Genomic DNA, 17,084 nt, shown 5'->3' on the forward strand with positions numbered 1-17,084 from the left:
GGAGGAAATTTTCCCCGAAAGCGGCAGAGGATAATATGCATCCAGATCAAAAATCCCATCAGAATTTGAAGGCAGGCGAGCAATGCGCAGCCTGCCCCTGAATGTCGCGTAAGCGGCATGGAGGCGCCATAAAACGCTAAGGACGGAAAAGATGCCAGCTGGCGCCGTAAGCCCGGCGTAGCCGGTTACAGGGCTTATGTTGGCGAACCCCCCCCTTCCTGACCGACGTCGTTTAGGCAGCGGCCTGTCAGGCGCACGGAAGTCAGATGGTCGGAGACGAAAGAAAGAACCCGCAGCACTACTTACAGCGGCTTTAGTCTTATAGTTACAACACCCATTTATTAGCCACTGCAGTTCCGGCCCTCCGGGCCGGGCGGCGGCGGCTGGTCAGTGGGGGCAACCCTGCTTCAGGTACGGCGCAGGTCTGGGTTGAGAGGGGCGTGAGGTTTCAGGCCTGCTCTGAAGGTGTTTAAGAAGTCAGTTTATGTTTGTTGTAACTAATATCTGGATTTTCTCTCCACCTCATACTCGAAGCGTCTCTTCAGGATTGCGACCGTGTCTGGGAAGTGAATCTTTCCACAGGGATGGTGGATGAATAGCGCATATTTTTAAAAGTAATTAATCACAGTATTTTAAAAGAGAGATAAATGGGTTTTTAAACGGATCATCGCGGTTTGTAAAAGTCTCCCCCGGTAGTTTAATGCCAGTGCGGTCAGTAGCTAATCAACTAACCCTCTCGTGGTTAATGTGGATAACTCAGAGTTGCACCGGCGTGCGATAGCCCTCAACGGAACGGGTGATTTTCTGTGCGCCCATCCGCAGCAAACATGGAGGGTCAGGAGCAATTTTGCAGAATATTTGTTCAGAAAGTTTTCAGCGGACGTGCGAAGGCCTCCGGCGCGAACCGGATAGTTGAAAAGGATTAGGTGGGGAGTCAGGATGGTCATGTTAGCAGGATATCAGGAAGGATAAATCCAGCGTGTTACGATTGATGATGCAGTCGTATATCAGCGAACTTCAGGTTGTAACCATTAGATCATCAGCCAGTCGCGCATAATTGCCACGCGAAAGCTTCATGCGTTCCGTAATGCGGCGCTCTATCTCCGCTCGCACCGCATCGAGTCCGCCAAAGAAACGGCCGTTACGGATTTCTTTCTGAATCTGCAGGCGCACCAGCTGTTGAATATCTTTCCGGGTGCGCGGAGCATCCTTGCGGGCGCGATGACGCTTCATGCCGTGTTCACGGCGTGACTTCTGGTATTCGCGAAAACGTTCACGCACAAATGCCCAAGCGGCACTGATAAGTTCTTCGGCGCCGGCGCGCGGCAGTCCCCTCTTCTCGCGCTGCCGGTTTTCCCACTCGATGCGGCTGCGGCGGGCAGCGGTGACTGCTTCCTCAGAGACGTCCAGTACCTGCCACATCAGCGGCGTAAAGGTGATGTCGGTCGGAATATTGCAGCCGATCTCTTTATCGTATTCGGTGTTGTAAGTAACGAGTTTCAGCTGGGCCATGAACTGCACGGCGCCGGTAAATCGGGTGATCGAGAGGCGTTTCTTCTCGGTGGCCAACCCGCAGCGGATGCTCATGGTTGTAAGCGAGGCGCCGACGCGGTTGGCCAGCGGATTGAAGTAGTGGCAAAGCGCCTGCAGTGAGGCTTCCAGGGCCCGCATGCGCAGCTCCGGCGGACGGCGCTTGCGTTCCCCCCGGGCGATAGACATCGCAACGAGCGTCTGGAACTCCATGCGACGGGTAAAACCTGCCGCTTTTGCACGGATTTTCTCGCAGAACGGCAGCGTCTTCTTGCCCTCTTCCGGAATGAACTTCGGATCCGGGTTTTTTACCTGCCGGTATAATGACGTGTTTTGAGTGAGTTGTTCAGCCATGCCATCCTGACTTTATGAAGGGGGCGACAGACGCTGGCGCGCCCGTCACACTACAGAGGAAAATAGAGCGGAAGATGTTTTCAGTAAGCAGAATGCCAGTCGGCGCCACCATCCCAGAGTGACTGCCAGTGCGCCAGGTAAGTCTGCGCCAGTGCCGGTACGCCGCGCACAACCAGCGCGTTCTCGGAGTTCGATTCCGCCGCGCTGCGGGTGTAATTGAACGAGCCCGTTTCCACATTCTGCCCGTCGGTCACGATCACCTTGTCGTGCATAATTTTGTACTGCCCGTTGGTGCGCAGCGGAATGCCGGCGTTGGCCAGCACGTTCAGTGCCGCCTGGCTGGCTTTGCTGCGGTTTCCTTTGTCGTCAACCACCACCCTGACGTCAACGCCGCGCCGCCTGGCGGCAACCAGCGCCCTGACCACCTCCGGCGAGGTGAAGCTGTAGCCCATCAGGCGGATACTTTCCCGGGCGCTGTCCAGCGTGCGCAGGACCAGCTGCTGCGCGCTGCCTTCCGGTGAAAATCCGACGTCAATGGCCGGCGCGTCCGCTGACGCTGCGGCTGAAAAAGTCAGGCACATCGCAACCGCGATCGCCGCTGAAGTAAGTTTCATCGTTGTTCTCTTTTCAGTGCCGGCGCGATGCCGGCAGTGTGTATGAAAGGGAATAAAGCAGGAGACGTAACCGGACGTGGTCAGGCCCGCTCTCCCGCTGCCGGCGCAGACCTGAGCTGCACGTAATTCAGCGCGGCTTCGTCAATGGCCTCCCGTGAAGCCCCCATGAGGCGCGGGCTGCGCAGGCGTACCCTGTATCCCCTGCCGCGTGCCGGCAGGCTGGCGCCTACCATGCGCCAGAGGATGGCTGAACGCACTGCAGCTGCAGGCGATCGCTTCCAGCTGAACGCACATTCAAGATCGAATTCACAGACTGCAGCCAGCGCCGGGTCGGTCAGCACCAGCAGGCTGGTATCCTGCGCGCCCGGCGGCGCATCGAGCACCTGCAGAATGTGCTGCACCCGGTCCCGCCTGCGCGCGCGTAAATGGTCCGTCGCCCAGCGCGGCCACGCTGTGCAGTTCAGGTAGGGTGCTGCCCGGGATTGAGGTCATGTTGTGCTCCTGTCAGAAATGAGTGATCCGGCTGACCGCCGCGCGGTGCCCGAAAAGCCCTTCTCTGACGCGGGTTTCTTCTTTCCGGTCTGGCCTTTCGCGGCAGGGGCAAAGGAGCAACGACGAAGTGAAGGCATAAAGGGGCGACGACAAAAAGTTTTTGACGCCCCGGCAAAAAGTTTTTGGCGGCGTGCATTTCACCCCTTTCTGCCTGAACCGGCGGTGCTACGACCAGCCCTCCGCGCAAGGGCTGGCCGGAATGCAGGGAAGCGTCAGAAGGGAAGTTTCAGGCCGCCCCGCGGACTGACCTTAAAGTCCCGGCGACAGGCCGGGACGGTGAACGCGACGGCGCAGCCGTCTGCAGCCGTTGACCCTGGACATCAGCCCGAAACCGCTCGCGGACGAAACCCGCAGGGGTTCGGTGGCGCTTGGCGGCTTTGCCGCTTAGCGACATAGGGCTCGACGACCCGGCTTGCCGGGGAGCCGAAGGGGGCCCCGGCTTTTGATTTTGCTTTTGCTGTTAATGCGGCTTTACCGGCGGCAGGCTGAAACAGCTGAACAGAGAACTGACGACTCTGAATCCATTAAACGCGTGAAGGGTATCAGCGGCCTGGCGGGGATGGCCGGTGCGCCAGCACCGGCTTTTCCCGGCCCGCAGGGTGTCGGTGTTACTGTTCAGATGCTGGCTGAAAATCCAAAAAAAACGCGCCAGGTGGCGCGGTCTGCGGGTATCAGTTGCCGGGATTATTTGCCCGGTCGTTCCTCTGCAGGAGCGGCCAGCACGCCCGGGTGCAGGTGTACGCCTGATACGTCTGTATTGGCACGCGCCTTGTGCAGATCGCAGGCGGCCTGCATGGATAACCAGAGACGCGCCGCAATACCCAGCCCCGCCTCCATCCGCAACGCGGCGACAAGCTCACCGGCGCCGGTGAAGCCCACCCGCGTGTACTCAGCGATTTTTGCAAGTATCGCCTTCAGCGCCGCTGGTTCGAGTCGATCGCTGACATAAAGGCGCAGGCGCAGCGGGTGCGGGTGTCTACGACGATTCATACCCAACATGGGGCGTCAGGACGATACAATCCCTGCTGAGCGCCTGGCTACTGTGGCAGGTAATCAGTTTCATACTGACGTAGCCCAGTTGATTTAAATAATCCCTCTGTAATGAACTACTGATGCGACTTCCAAGCTAAAAAGAAGCTACCCTCTGTAGAGTCATTCGAATCGTTAAAAGAGGGTAAGCATGGCAAATAAAAGAGAACGTCCCCTTACCAGGGGCATAAACCATGTAGGTCTAACCGTTCCGGACCTGCAGCAGGCAACTGAATTCTTGCATAAGGCGCTGGACGCCAAGATTGTTTATAACGGTCTCACAGACAATGATCCCCCAAGAAAAGGGACTGATACTGAGAGACAGCTGGGTTTAAGTTCGGGCTCAATGATTATCAAACAAAGGTTACTCAGGATTGGTAATGGTCCAAATCTGGAGCTTTTTGAGATAGTAAGCCGGGAGCAGAAACAACCGGTAGGTCTGCAGGATATTGGCTGGAACCACATTTCATTTTACGTGGACGATATAGATTACGCGGTAGAAAGAGTAAAGGCAGCAGGAGGCAGATTTCTTTCAGAAATACACGGAAATTCGCGTCATGAAGATACTAAAGATAATGCCAGCGTATACTTCCACGCTCCATGGGGGAGCCTGATAGAGCTGCAATCGATACCGAATGGTTATTATTATCCCGACGATAGCGAAGCAGACACGTGGATACCTGAACCGTAAACGACATCGCAGGGTAGGGGCACTTGAAAAAATCTCTAAAAAGGTCGCTCACGAGGCGGCCTTTTTTGCGCATGTAGCTGCTTGATTTAACATAAGTGGATCACCACGGGTTTAACAGACATCTGAGAGTCATTTAAGATGACTTGAAAGAGAGGTGCCCATGAGCGGTAAACTTTATCCCTAGTAGTTCAAAATTGAAGCGGTTAAACAGGTCGTTGAACGTGGTAATTCCATCGCAAGCGTCGCCACCTGGCTTGATATCAACAGACCTAGTTTCTATGTCCGGATAAAAAAGTACGGTACTGATCCTTCCATTAATTATGAGCAGACAGGTGCTAAGGTCGAGATCCGCCATCTTCAGAAAGAGCTGAAGCGGGTTACCGACGAACGGGACATATTAAAAAAAGCCGAGGCGCACTTCGTAAAGTTGACCGCCTGAGGTACGCCTTTATACGCGACAACAGCCGTTGCTGGCCTGTTCGTTTGCTCTGTCGGGTTCTGGACGTCCATCGAAGTGAATTTTATTTCTGGCTTCAGCAACCACATTCACAGCGTCGACAGGCAGACCAGATTCTGACCGGGCAGATCAAACAGTTCTGGTTTGAGTCTGGGTGCGTGTATGGTTATCACAAGATCTATCTCGATCTGCGTAATAACGGGCAGCAGTATGGAGTGAACAAGGTCTGCCGGCTGATGAGGCGTGCCGTAATAAAAGCTCAGGCTGGGTACCGTACCCCAAGAGTACGTAAAGGCGAAGCCAGTGTTGTGGTACCCAACAGGCTCCAGCGCCAGTTCAATCCGGTCTCAACGGATGAGCGTTGGGTGGCGGACATAAACTGCATTCGAACCCAAGAAAGCTTGCTTTATCTCGCATCCTGTCGTTCGCTCTTCAAATAGGCTTTTTCTCAGCGAGCTCGCGGTGCAGCCCGCCATTAAGAATTTAAGAGTGCTAGTAATTAATGATTTGTTAGGAATCTTCTGCTAAAGGAAGTGCTGAATATGGATGAACCGGAATGCGCATGGGAGGCTCAGCCAGCAGACTAATTATCTCATCGCGAAGCTCGTCAGCTAAAGGGCTGTTTTCATAATTAGCTTTTGCTTCTTCTGATTTGAAGACTTCGACATTCCAGAGAATATCCGGATTATCATCTTCTCGAACCAAGAGGAACCGGTCTGAAGCCCCTGATTTCTCCATTCCGATTGTGCACAATTCGAATAACTTATTGCCCAGGCCGGGCTTTGCACGCATCTTGATGATATAAGCTGGTTGATCCTGAAGTGACATAATGTTTCCTCTCTAAATGTGAAGGGGGTTATAAATAATGCTTGACCTTAAATTCAAGCTTGTCTTTCCTTCGGTATGTTGTAGGTTCATAGATGTGAGCATTTACTTTTGCATGAATTACCACGGATAATCTAGACCCTTATGGGCCGTTGATAATATTGGTTTTCTTATTCAGCCGATGTTATCTGATTGCTCTAACCATGCCGACGCCGACAGTTTTGAAACATTTCGATGTAATCAAAAATATCGCTGCGGGCTTCTTCCCGTGTTTCGTAGACCTTTCTCTTAACCCGCCCGCTTTTATAACCTCAGAGTTAGATTTTTCCCCGCCCTGCTTCCAGGTCTTTAGCGCGGATCGATAAGATCAACCACCAGCGACAAAATTTCATCCATAACGTATGGCTCAACCGTAGCGGCATAACTTGCTCTGCGCGCAGTCAGGTCAAGCGAGCGCAGCTGATAGCACAGCGCTACGCCGGTCACTTTACCGGTGTCCGTGCTGTTGCCATCCAGATATACGGTCACACCCTGCGAGCGCGACGCGCCGCCGCCGCTTGTTACAGGCACGCAAACCGCTGTTCCAAGTGCCGCCACCAGCTCTCGCTGCGAGATTACCAGGTAGTAGTGCGGTCCCTTAAATTCACGGCCTTCCACCGGATCGCCGTTTACGTGCCAGATTTCGCCCTTCTGCGGCACCCTCCTTGAAACCATCAGATATGCTCCCTGCCCTGCGGCGCGTCACTCAGGCCATCAGATGTTTCTTCGTTATAGCCATGAATTTCCAGCTGATCAATACCGGCCAGCAGTTGTGCCAGTGTGCGGCGACCACGCGGTACGCGCGCTACCGGCACGATATTTACGGTCTCGCCCTCAGCGGTCACGTCCAGCTCGATGCCTACTGTCCAGCCCGCTCGTGCTGCAATGTCGCTCGGGATGGTCAGCACGACGGCCCCGCCCTGCTGACGAAGTCTTGTTGATGCCATATGCCCTCCGGTGTGTGACTTAGTAACACATAGACTACCATAGGGTAACACTAAGTCACACTACATTTTTATTTTATCAACGAAGATTCCCACGGAACATTCATAGCTGACGGTCTGCTGCACACGATCTACCGGTTTAAGAAGCCATGCAGGCGATGTATCTCTAATGCTGCGTCAGTTCTTAGCCCCATAGAGAGTTTTGTCACTCCGGCAGAAGTAGCACCAGTGCCTGTGAGGTCCGGATCATACCGTGTGCTCCCCATCCGAATCGCGGCGGCAAGCTCACCGGCGCCTGTGAAGCCCGCCCGCGTGTACTCTGCGATTTTTGCAAGTATCACCTGCTGCGCCGCTGGTTCAAGACGATCGCTGACGTACAGGCGCAGGTAGCAACGAGTGCGGGTATCTGCGACGATTGCGCACCATACCGCCGAACAGCATGACGGGCTGACCAGCCCGAGGGCCAGCGGAGCAGCATCCGCACGAGTCAGCCGCAGGTGTACCGGATACGCCCCGCCCCCCCTAGGCCCGCATTTCACAGTTCATGCGTCTGCTTTCAGGCAACTGCAGCGCGTTAAGTACGGCTGCGCTCATGCGCTGACGGAAGATTTCGTCGCGGTCAGGGTAGGCTTCAAAATAGCAGCCGGTTAACGCATGCAGGGTACTGAGTGTAAATTGTTCTTCTCAGGCCATAGTATTCAGCTCTGTCTCTGGTCACGGATCCGGCCCGTCCATCGGGCCGGTGCGGCATTCTGCGGGGGCAGCCCTGCCAGCCAGGTCATTGCAACGGTTTAACCGTCGATATGCCCCAGTTGTGCCAGTGAAACAGTCTCGTTGCCTGCAACAATGATATGGTCAATCAGCCTCACTGCGACCAGCTCAAGCGCCTTTTGCAAACGTCCTGTGATCGCAATGTCAGCCCGGGAAGGCTCTTTCAAAAATGAGGGGTGATTATGGCTCACGATCATAGCCGCCGCGTTCAGCTGCAGCGCCCTGTATACCAGAACCCGGGGATGCACTTCGACGCTTGAAACAGACCCCTGAAACATCTCCTCGTAAGCAAGCAACTGATGCTGATTATTCAGAAATGCAACTGCAAAAATTTCCCGATCGCGGCCGGCAAGTTTTGCTCTGAAAAATTTTTCTGAAACCGCCGCTGAGGCAAAAAAGGTCCCGGTGGGGTAACGATGATCGATTGCTCGCATGGCTTCTTCCAGGATCTGACTCTCAGTGGCCATAACGTAATTCCCCTGCGCATCACGAATCTGCAGACAAGTGAAAAAACTAACGTTATCACTGAGGGTTTCTATACGAGTAGCCATAGATTCAGAGGCGGTATTGATGATGTTTTGAGCATCATGTCTGGTCATTATTTCGGTCAGCGCGCAATCGGTAATCGCATCAGGGGTGACGTTTACGAGGGTGTTTTGCATGACATAGCTCCTTAAATCCGGCTGAGTAGTGCAGCGCGTGCTGCGGAACCAACAAAGGCCTTCTCTGACGCGGGTTTTCTCTTTCCGGTCTGGCCTTTCGCGGCAGGGGCAAAGGAGCAACGACGAAGTGAAGGCATAAAGGGGCGACGACAAAAAGTTTTTGACGCCCCTGGCAAAAAGTTTTTGGCGGCGTGCATTTCACCCCTTTCTGCCTGAACCGGCGGTGCTACGACCAGCCCTCCGCGCAAGGGCTGGCCGGAATGCAGGGAAGCGTCAGAAGGGAAGTTTCAGGCCGCCCCGCGGACTGACCTTAAAGTCCCGGCGACAGGCCGGGACGGTGAACGCGACGGCGCAGCCGTCTGCAGCCGTTGACCCTGGACATCAGCCCGAAACCGCTCGCGGACGAAACCCGCAGGGGTTCGGTGGCGCTTGGCGGCTTTGCCGCTTAGCGACATAGGGCTCGACGACCCGGCTTGCCGGGGAGCCGAAGGGGGCCCCGGCTTTTGCTGTTGCTGTTGCTGTTAATGCGACTTTACCGGCGGCAGGCTGAAACAGCTAAACAGAGAACTGACTAAGCTGAATCCGTTAAACGCGTGAAGGGCATCCCGGCCAGCAGGGCGTCGGTGTTGCTGTTCCGATGCTGGCAGAATGTTCAATAAAAAAACCGCGCCAGATGGCGAAATGCTTGTCAGTTAAGAGTAAACAGCACGCACAATTTTGTAGCGGTGCAATTTATTGCGCGAAGCATGGATGGGCATGGTGCTGCTAGTAGTATGCGCGATTAATCGCGCCGCTACGAAATGTGCGGTAATTGAATTTGGTATTTAACTGAACGGCATTACATCATTTATTGTGATCGTAACCTCACATCTCACTCAATCTGCCAAAACCTGTTCAATCAGTTCAACGATGCGTCTGACTCGCAAGGGTATAAAGCGAGCATCAGGGAAAACGGCATAAAGAAATCGGTCAGGCAGGCGATATTCAGGCAGGATCCGCACCAGCGTCCCCGCTTTTATGGCTTCTGTAACCAACGGTAGTTGCATGCCGCCTATACCGATATTAGCTTGCAGAGCCTGTAATAATCCTTCGCTGTTATTAGCGCGAAAAACCGTGTTCACCTTAATCGCTAGCGTTGCATCCTCGCTAATCAGCTTTAGCGGCGCATCGTGGGCTATGGCGCTGAAGCGCACATGCGGAGTAAAAGCCAACTCTTCTGGTGAGGTAATTGGCTGCTGGTGCACCCGCTCAGGTGCCGCAAACAGCGGTGTTTGAATACGCGCCAGTAAACGCGCCGGAAAAAGTTCTGGCGGCGTTTCACTCAGGCGCAAGGCGATATCCACCCTTTCACTCACGAGCTCCGCAATGCGATCGTCGAGCGAGATATTCAGATGCATTTCCGGATTGTGCTGCTGCAATCTCAACAAATGCGGCAGGAATAGTTGGCCTAAACCGCTCGGCAACTGGATATGCACGTTGCCCTGCAACGCTTGCTGCGTGGGACGCAGTTGGCTTTCAAATTCCACCATCGCGGCAAGCATTGGCCGCATTTGCTGCAAATAACGCTCGCCCTGCTCGGTTAATGCCATGGCTCGCGTGGTGCGATGCAGCAACACCACGCCCAGATCTTCCTCCAGCGCGGCAATCTGTTGGCTAACCGCAGATTGTTTCATTCCGACTTGTCGTGCGGCGGCAGAAAAAGATCCGGCTTCTGCCACGCGGATAAACGTGTTGATGGCGTTGAGTTTATTATTCATTTAATGATTTTTCTGATAAGTGACATCTGGTTAGAGGGATATCAGCAATAAAGTTAATAGATAACACTGAGCATGTCTTGTTCTCAGGAGAAAACTATGTCTCAACAACAACGCGTTGCTTTAGTGGCCGGCGCAACCGGCATCGTCGGCAGCCAGCTGGTAAACACTTTGCAGCAACATCAATGGCAGGTGATTGGACTTTCACGCCAGACCACTTCACGGAATGAGTTTCCAATGATCAGTGTGGATTTACTGGATGCGCAACACAGCGCACAGGCGTTAGCACCGCTCCATCAGGTCACACATATTTTCTACAGCGCATGGCTTAATGCGGCTAACTGGCAGGAGATGGTGGAACCCAATGTGACGATGCTGCGCAACCTGGTCACTCATATTGAAAAAGTCGCGCCGTTACGCACTGTCAGTTTGATGCAAGGATACAAAGTGTATGGCGCGCATTTAGGACCGTTTAAAACGCCGGCGCGAGAAAGCGATCCAGGCGTGCCCGGTGCTGAATTCAATGCTGAGCAGTTACGCTGGCTAAGTGAATATCAGCGCGGGAAACGCTGGAATTGGCACGCATTGCGCCCCGGCGTGGTGGGCAGCGCAGTGCCCGGCAATGCCATGAATCTGGCGCTGACCATCGCGCTTTATGCTTCATTATGCAAAGCACAAGGCTTGCCGTTGCGCTTTCCCGGTTCATGGCGGACGTGGAACAGTATTGTTGACCATACAGATGCGACGCTACTGGCACGGGCAACGTTATGGGCCGCCGAGGCGCCCGGCGCTCAAAACCAGGCGTTTAATGTGAATAACGGCGATGTTTGGCGCTGGAGCGAACTGTGGCCCGCCATTGCACATTGGTTTGAACTGGAAACGGCACCCGCAGTGAAGCTGACATTTCAGCAATTGTTCCAGGATTACCGCAGCGTCTGGCGTGCACTGGCCAAACAACATACGCTCATTGAATCCGATATTTTGCAGCTTAATGATGGTCAGTTTGCGGATTTTGTTTTTGGCTGGGACTACGACATGTTTGGTGATGGCAGCAAATTACGCCGGTCGGGTTTCAATGGCCATCAGGCCACCGACGAAATGTTCTTTGCGCTGTTTGCCCAACTTCGCGCTGCGCGGATCATTCCTTAGCGAGGGTGATAATTTTCGGGCGCACCTGAATGCGCCTTTCAAAGCCTGATTATTTTTAAACGATCGTTGTTTATACCAGCAACAGCATACTTAGCTGACAAGCACTCGCCTGTCACGCCAGCCAGATGCTTAACTGACTGGCATTACGCCAGATGGCGCGGTCTGCGGGTATCAGTTGCCGGGATTATTTGCCCGGCCGTTCTTCTGCAGGAGTAGCCAGCACGCCCGGGTGCAGGTGTACGCCTGAAACGTCCGTATTGGCACGCGCCTTGTGCAGATCGCAGGCGGCCTGCATGGATAACCAGAGACGCGCCGCAATACCCAGCCCCGCCTCCAGTCGCACCGCCATTTCCGGACTGACAGAAGCCTTACCGCTGGCGACTTTGCTCAGCGCCGAAGCGGACACGCCCAGCTCTTTCGCCAGCACGCGCAGGCCAATATTATTGTCTTCAATATACTCGGTGATCAGGCCGCCCGGATGCGGGGGATTAAACATGCCCATCAGTGGTAATCCTCCAGATTAAGAATATAAGCATCACCGTCCGTGAATTCGAAAGTGATGCGCCAGTTAGCCCTGACCGTGATGGAAAAAAGGTTTTTCCTGTCGCCTTTCAGGGGATGAAAACGAAAGCCCGGGTAGTTTTTGAATTCATCGGTAGAAATAGCCTCATCAATGACCAGCAGGCGAAGCCGGATGCGTTCAGCGTCCTTAGCCTGCACGCCGCTGATATCGCCTTTTTCAAACAGCTTCTGTAATCCCTTGTGCTTCCAGCTTTTAATCACTTTTCGGCTCCGCGTTTCCCGTTGAGAAACAGTATATCATATGTTTCCTGTCGAGAAACACATCCTGTTGTCATTTTTTCAGTGTCCGCAGAAAGGACGTGCCGGGCCGTCAGTTTGTTTGGCACCACCCAGCGATTCATCACATGCTGATCGGGGTTCATATACTGCGCGCGTCGGTAAATTTCTCCGGCCACGTCGCAGGCCGCATCCGGAGCGTATGGCAGCAGTGTTTCAAGCCCGGTCAGCGACGGAAACCGGCGCGACCAGGTCGCGATCATGTTCCTGAGGTCATATTCCGGAACGCAGTCGCACCAGGCCTTAAACCATTCGCGCAGCGTCTCCGGCGTGCGAAACGCCAGCTCTGTTTCTGCCTGCCGGATGCGGTTCTCCAGCTGGCGTGCACGGTAATCCTCCGCCTGCCTTTCGCGCCGCTGCGCGTGGCCTGCCCGCTTCTGTGCCGCATGCGCGGCGCGCTCAGATCGCCTGAATACAGCTTCCGGAAACAGGGTTGCGGCAAGCTCTCCCGGCAGCGGCAGCGGACAGACTTCGCCCGCCGTGCTGAGAAAGATATCCAGGGCGCTTTCCCATTCCGGCAGCGGCGCGCGTTTTACGCGCGGGCGCAGATAAATACCCCGGATGCGGTTCAGAGCCTGGACGCTGATGCGGCTTCCGCCGCTCAGCTGCTTCATAAACGCCGCCGCGTAAGGGTGACGCGACAGCCGGGCTCCCCGCTTCTGTGCCCGCTCCACGGCTGCAATCGCCTGCAGCGCGGCCTGCCGTTCCGGCAGCAGAGGCACCAGTGCCTGTGAAGTCGGGATCATGCGGCGTGCCCTCCCATCCGCATCGCGGCGACAAGCTCAACGGCACCGGTGAAGCCCGCCCGCGTGTACTCAGCGATTTTTGCAAGTATCACCTGCAGCGCCGCTGGTTCGAGTCGATCGCTGACGTACAGGCGCAGGCGGCAGCGGGTGCGGGTGTCTGCGACGACTGCACACCATACCGGCGAGCAGCCTGACGGGCTGACCAGCTCGACGGCCAGCCCGGCGACATCCGCTCGGGTCAGCCGCAGGTGTACCGGATACACCCCGCCCCACTCGCCCCGCATTTCACAGTCCATGCGCCAGCTGTCTGGCAACTGCAGCGCGCTATGCACCACGCCACACATACGCAGCCGTGCGCCTTCGCCCTGCCCGCTAAGTTCTTCCAGGTCGCAGCCTGAGAAGGCCTGCAGCGTGCTAAGTGTAAATTTTTCTTCACGGTTCATAGTATTCAGCTCTGTCTCGGGTCGGATCCGGCCCTTTTATCGGGCCGGTGCGGTATCCGGCAGGGTCACCCCTGCCAGCCGTGCCGGGTTTACTCCGGCTTGTACGCCATCAGGCGCACTACACGAACCCCGGTTCCCGCAAACATGCCCTCCATCGGTTCGGACCAGCTGCAGTCCCATCCCGGCAGCAGGTTTTTGCGGTCGCTGCCTGCGGGCAGAATGGCTGCCAGACGTCCGCCGGCCTTCACCAGCGCCGCCGCCGCATTCAGGTGCGCCACGGCGCGGCCTTCGCTGAAAGGCGGATTCATCACCACCACGTCAAAGCGCTGCGGCGTCGTTTGCGCCCACGCCAGAAAATCAGCTTCGATTACGTTGTGGCCTTTGGCCTCCAGCACGCGGCAGTGCAGCGGCGAAACCTCGATGCAGGTCGTCTGCGCCTTCGGCATCAGGTCGGCTAAACCGCCCATGCCCGCGCTCGGCTCCAGGCAGGTTTCCCCCTCCCGTATGTCCGCCTCGTCAAGCAGCTGCGCGGCGAGTTTCCCCGTGGTCGGGTAAAACTGATGTGTTTTCTGCTCAGGCAGCGCGCCGGTAAGCTGAATATCTTCAAGCGCCGTGGTCGGGTCGTAATCGAATTCAAACCAGGTAAAAGCGTTAATATTCATTTTCACGCCGCCCAGGCTCAGCAGCACTTTTTCCGCTTCCGCGCGTGCGGCCTTATCTTCATCCGAATAACCCTTAATGCGGCGGTTAAAAGGGTTTGTAGTGAACGGCGGGCGCGGTTCTTCCCAGCGGCTGCGCTTTAAAGGTTCGGTGCGTTCTGTCTCCAGATCACCGAGTACGCTCAGGACAGAAAAAGGCAGCAGATTCGAATGCAGATCAAAACTTTTTACCTTTGTGCGCGGCTTCTGACGGTGCTCCGCAGGGATAGCCGCCGGATGCAGGAAAGCCAGAATGTCATTAAGACGCCAGGCCATGTCCGGATGGATCTCCAGATGGATAGTGCCTTTCATAAAGGCTTTTACGCGCAGTGCACCGCCGTCGATGGCAACCCACTCACCCGAACGGGCGCGCGCGATGTTCAGAATTTTATTGGTCGTGTTCAGGCCGGTCGCATCGCGGCCCATGAACTTCGCAATCACTTTGCGCAGGTCATCTACATAGCCGGTGCGCTCGTAATTGCACATGCCCCACTGATCAAACATGCACTCGATAATCATGCGTTTGCTGAAGCCTTCCGGGCGGTTGGTCACGTGGCTGCGTGACAGGCTGCGAAAAATACCGTCCACGCGCTCGGAGAAAAATTTCTGACGAGAGAAAAGCAGCTCGGAAAGCGTCGCACGTACCGCATTTTCTTCAAAATCTGGCGCTTTCATCTCGCGGATCTGCTCGTTCCACTCGTTGCGGCGCTCGTTGGGCATGTACTCGTAAACGTCGGTGAGGCTCAGCGCCTTCTGCCAGAAGTCAGCATTCAGCGACGCAACCGCTCCGGGCAGGTCGAACAGCTTTCCTACCGGGGGCACGTGATAACCCCGTTCCCGGTGCAGGTTGCCGCTCAGAAAATATGCGACAGCTTCGCTGTTCACACCGCTGCGAATAGTGGCAGAAATATCCGCTAACTTCGTGCGCATAAGGCGGTAACTGCCCAGCAGCCCGTCAATCAGATCGGTGTCTGCAGGCGCAAAAAATGTATCCATGATGACATCGCCGGCGGCGGTGATCGGTGCGCGATCGGTGGTTGCATCAGGGGTGACGTTTACGAGGGTGTTTTGCATGGCATAGCTCCTTAAATCCGCCTGAGTAGTGCAGCGCGTGCTGCGGGACCGGCAAAGGCCTTCTCTGACGCGGGTTTTCTCTTTCCGGTCTGGCCTTTCGCGCCAAGGGCAAAGGAGCAACGACGAAGTGAAGGCATAAAGGGGCGACGACAAAAAGTTTTTGACGCCCCTGGCAAAAAGTTTTTGGCGGCGTGCATTTCACCCCTTTCTGCCTGAACCGGCGGTGCTACGACCAGCCCTCCGCGCAAGGGCTGGCCGGAATGCAGGGAAGCGTCAGAAGGGAAGTTTCAGGCCGCCCCGCGGACTGACCTCAGAGTCCCGGCTGCAGGCCGGGACGGTGAACGCGACGGCGCAGCCGCCTGCAGCCGTTGACCCTGGACATCAGCCCGAAACCGCTCGCGGCCGAAACCCGCAGGGGTTCGGTGGCGCTTGGCGGCTTTGCCGCTTAGCGACATAGGGCTCGACGACCCGGCTTGCCGGGGCGCCGAAGGGGGCCCCGGCTGTTGCTGTTGCTGTTGCTGTTGCTGTTAATTAGCCGTGACCTTAAGGACTCTTAAATATAAAGACTCTTGCTGCGAAGAAATAAAAACTTTAATGTCTCGTGAATATCAGACATCTTCACAAAAGACCTTATGGTTTTTAGCGAAAAGCTCAAAAGACTCTGAGTTCAGGGAATCAGAGTTTTATTATTTCAGTAGGTTTAGGCTTTCTGTAATTTTCACGACAGAAAATCACACTTATTCGAGATCCCGGAGAGCAAGATAAATACTCTAAATATCAACAATATAAATCAACACCCGCTAATCTCAGGCGTCCTGATGTGTCACCTCGCAAATCATCTCGTCCCCTTGCATCCACGTAGTCAGCATTTCACCGGACAGCAGTTTTTGTGTGATTCTTGCGCCTTCCTCGTACATTTTCATAAAATCATCAATATAAAAAGTGACGCCATTAAATTCTGCGAAAGGCGGGCGCATTTCATCCATGGCATATTTATTGGTTTGCATCAGATATCCTTTAATTAATTTCAAGCGCGCATCCTGACTGATTACATGTATAAATTCAAGCTGGTTTTAATATTTGCTTAACCGGTATTGTCTGTCCTGATACCGGCGCGGCCACCGCTGGCGTCAGCCAGGGGTGGCCATGGGGTTTACGCGCGCTCAGACGGGTCCGCTGCCGGATGTGGAATCCCTCCATCGTCAGCCCGCATTGCATGGTCGGGCGGCGGCAACACCGCCCGCGCAGTCAATCAGTCCAGCGCGCGGAAAACTCGCGTCTGCTTCGTGATGTTCACCGGCGTACTTCATCAGCTGCCGGTGGCGTTCGCAGTAGTGTGCACAGAGTTCTTCTTCATCGTGTCGTTCATACATCCAGCTCCGGTGATTGAGAACCAGCGCGGTGATGATGATCCCCGCCGCCTCCGTGCTTACGTCCAGCTCGCTGTTATTGCCCGGATTTGAAAAGTGCCAGCGCGCCTCCCCTTCCGGCTTCATAAAGCCACCGCCGCCGGGCAGCTGCGCGAACTCCCATAAGCCGCCGTCATAGTCGCTGAGAAAGCGATAGGCATACTGGTATATGTTGAGTTCGGCGCGCATGAAATCGCCGGCAAAAAGCATCGGCAGAAAGCGCATTTTCACGTAACCGTCCAGGATTTGCACCGGCTGGGGCGCGTGCAGTGCTGTGTTCATCAGAAACCTCCGCAGTCAGAGTGGATAACTGTTCCGGCCTGTGCCGTGACTGAATGACAGCCTGGCGAAAAGCGGAGTGTTCAGGAGCGACGCCGCAGGCCGCAGCGCAAGCGAGCGGGAGGCGGCGACGCGAAGCATGAGCGGAGGCGCGACGGGAGTGAGCCCGCCGGAGCGAGTGCGAACGGGCGAGGACGGCGAGCGAA

19 protein-coding genes and 3 pseudogenes are annotated in these 17,084 nt (G+C 55.4%); 3 read left to right on the forward strand and 19 right to left on the reverse strand.

Features of this window, described 5'->3' with window-relative positions:
• Positions 1 to 1,017 precede the first annotated feature (1,017 nt).
• The 4 genes from repA to C1N84_RS22715 form a co-directional block, all read right to left on the reverse strand.
• Positions 1,018 to 1,884, reverse strand: a complete 867-nt coding sequence (gene repA, locus C1N84_RS22700; RefSeq protein ID WP_394541920.1) for a plasmid replication initiator RepA — start codon at positions 1,882 to 1,884, stop codon at positions 1,018 to 1,020.
• Between the two features lie 80 nt (positions 1,885 to 1,964).
• Positions 1,965 to 2,498, reverse strand: a complete 534-nt coding sequence (locus tag C1N84_RS22705) for a phospholipase D family nuclease (protein WP_394541921.1) — start codon at positions 2,496 to 2,498, stop codon at positions 1,965 to 1,967.
• An 80-nt stretch (positions 2,499 to 2,578) separates the two neighbouring features.
• A complete protein-coding gene (locus tag C1N84_RS22710; RefSeq protein ID WP_394541922.1) occupies positions 2,579 to 2,899 on the reverse strand; it encodes a hypothetical protein in 321 nt (106 codons plus the stop codon).
• An 835-nt stretch (positions 2,900 to 3,734) separates the two neighbouring features.
• A complete protein-coding gene (locus tag C1N84_RS22715) occupies positions 3,735 to 4,040 on the reverse strand; it encodes a hypothetical protein (RefSeq protein ID WP_394541923.1) in 306 nt (101 codons plus the stop codon).
• A gap of 190 nt (positions 4,041 to 4,230) precedes the next feature.
• On the opposite strand from C1N84_RS22715, the gene C1N84_RS22720 reads away from it, so the two are divergent.
• Positions 4,231 to 4,770: a VOC family protein gene (locus C1N84_RS22720; protein ID WP_394541924.1), complete on the forward strand. Its 540-nt coding sequence runs from the start codon at positions 4,231 to 4,233 to the stop codon at positions 4,768 to 4,770.
• Between the two features lie 193 nt (positions 4,771 to 4,963).
• A pseudogene (locus C1N84_RS22725) lies at positions 4,964 to 5,661 on the forward strand (IS3 family transposase); the annotation flags it as partial.
• A gap of 76 nt (positions 5,662 to 5,737) precedes the next feature.
• On the opposite strand, the gene C1N84_RS22730 reads toward C1N84_RS22725, so the two are convergent.
• From C1N84_RS22730 to C1N84_RS22765, 8 genes and pseudogenes are all read right to left on the reverse strand, one after another.
• Entirely contained in the window at positions 5,738 to 6,055 is a 318-nt protein-coding gene (locus tag C1N84_RS22730) for a putative quinol monooxygenase (RefSeq protein ID WP_282955473.1), read from the reverse strand.
• 197 nt (positions 6,056 to 6,252) lie between these two features.
• Positions 6,253 to 6,357, reverse strand: a pseudogene (locus C1N84_RS22735) (IS3 family transposase); the annotation flags it as partial.
• A gap of 43 nt (positions 6,358 to 6,400) precedes the next feature.
• Positions 6,401 to 6,766: a type II toxin-antitoxin system PemK/MazF family toxin gene (locus C1N84_RS22740; protein ID WP_278708925.1), complete on the reverse strand. Its 366-nt coding sequence runs from the start codon at positions 6,764 to 6,766 to the stop codon at positions 6,401 to 6,403.
• Positions 6,766 to 7,038, reverse strand: a complete 273-nt coding sequence (locus C1N84_RS22745; RefSeq protein WP_282955472.1) for an AbrB/MazE/SpoVT family DNA-binding domain-containing protein — start codon at positions 7,036 to 7,038, stop codon at positions 6,766 to 6,768. Before C1N84_RS22745 ends, C1N84_RS22740 begins: the two co-directional genes overlap by 1 nt.
• Before the next feature lie 128 nt (positions 7,039 to 7,166).
• Positions 7,167 to 7,574, reverse strand: coding sequence for a conjugation system SOS inhibitor PsiB family protein (locus tag C1N84_RS22750; RefSeq protein ID WP_394541925.1), 408 nt, complete (start codon positions 7,572 to 7,574; stop codon positions 7,167 to 7,169).
• Positions 7,558 to 7,698: pseudogene (locus C1N84_RS22755) on the reverse strand (conjugation system SOS inhibitor PsiB family protein); the annotation flags it as partial. The gene C1N84_RS22750 and the pseudogene C1N84_RS22755, both read right to left, overlap by 17 nt.
• 128 nt (positions 7,699 to 7,826) lie before the next feature.
• Positions 7,827 to 8,468: a JAB domain-containing protein gene (locus C1N84_RS22760; RefSeq protein ID WP_394541926.1), complete on the reverse strand. Its 642-nt coding sequence runs from the start codon at positions 8,466 to 8,468 to the stop codon at positions 7,827 to 7,829.
• An 875-nt stretch (positions 8,469 to 9,343) separates the two neighbouring features.
• Complete coding sequence (locus C1N84_RS22765; RefSeq protein ID WP_394541927.1) at positions 9,344 to 10,225, reverse strand: LysR family transcriptional regulator; 882 nt, start codon at positions 10,223 to 10,225, stop codon at positions 9,344 to 9,346.
• 96 nt (positions 10,226 to 10,321) lie between these two features.
• Between C1N84_RS22765 and C1N84_RS22770 the strand changes: the two genes are divergently transcribed.
• A complete protein-coding gene (locus C1N84_RS22770; protein WP_394541928.1) occupies positions 10,322 to 11,371 on the forward strand; it encodes an SDR family oxidoreductase in 1,050 nt (349 codons plus the stop codon).
• 184 nt (positions 11,372 to 11,555) lie between these two features.
• Here the strand turns inward: C1N84_RS22770 and C1N84_RS22775 are convergent, their stop codons facing one another.
• The 7 genes from C1N84_RS22775 to C1N84_RS22805 all read right to left on the reverse strand — a co-directional run bounded on the left by C1N84_RS22775 (position 11,556) and on the right by C1N84_RS22805 (position 16,881).
• A complete protein-coding gene (locus C1N84_RS22775; protein WP_394541929.1) occupies positions 11,556 to 11,873 on the reverse strand; it encodes a HigA family addiction module antitoxin in 318 nt (105 codons plus the stop codon).
• Positions 11,873 to 12,154 (reverse strand): type II toxin-antitoxin system RelE/ParE family toxin, encoded by a 282-nt coding sequence (locus C1N84_RS22780; protein ID WP_021507956.1) that lies wholly within the window; start codon positions 12,152 to 12,154, stop codon positions 11,873 to 11,875. The genes C1N84_RS22775 and C1N84_RS22780 overlap by 1 nt, the downstream gene beginning before the upstream one ends.
• The gene (locus tag C1N84_RS22785) at positions 12,151 to 12,975 is read right to left on the reverse strand and encodes a plasmid SOS inhibition protein A (protein ID WP_394541930.1); all 825 of its coding nucleotides are present in this window, start codon (positions 12,973 to 12,975) and stop codon (positions 12,151 to 12,153) included. The genes C1N84_RS22780 and C1N84_RS22785 overlap by 4 nt, the downstream gene beginning before the upstream one ends.
• Positions 12,972 to 13,418, reverse strand: a complete 447-nt coding sequence (locus C1N84_RS22790; protein WP_394541931.1) for a conjugation system SOS inhibitor PsiB family protein — start codon at positions 13,416 to 13,418, stop codon at positions 12,972 to 12,974. The genes C1N84_RS22785 and C1N84_RS22790 overlap by 4 nt, the downstream gene beginning before the upstream one ends.
• Before the next feature lie 89 nt (positions 13,419 to 13,507).
• On the reverse strand, positions 13,508 to 15,343 hold the full coding sequence (locus tag C1N84_RS22795) for a DUF4942 domain-containing protein (RefSeq protein ID WP_394541932.1): 1,836 nt from the start codon (positions 15,341 to 15,343) through the stop codon (positions 13,508 to 13,510).
• 653 nt (positions 15,344 to 15,996) lie between these two features.
• A complete protein-coding gene (locus C1N84_RS22800) occupies positions 15,997 to 16,197 on the reverse strand; it encodes a hypothetical protein (RefSeq protein WP_394541933.1) in 201 nt (66 codons plus the stop codon).
• A 195-nt stretch (positions 16,198 to 16,392) separates the two neighbouring features.
• Positions 16,393 to 16,881 (reverse strand): antirestriction protein, encoded by a 489-nt coding sequence (locus tag C1N84_RS22805; protein WP_394541934.1) that lies wholly within the window; start codon positions 16,879 to 16,881, stop codon positions 16,393 to 16,395.
• Between the last annotated feature and the right edge of the window lie 203 nt (positions 16,882 to 17,084).

Source organism: Pantoea sp. SGAir0418 (assembly GCF_043529865.1).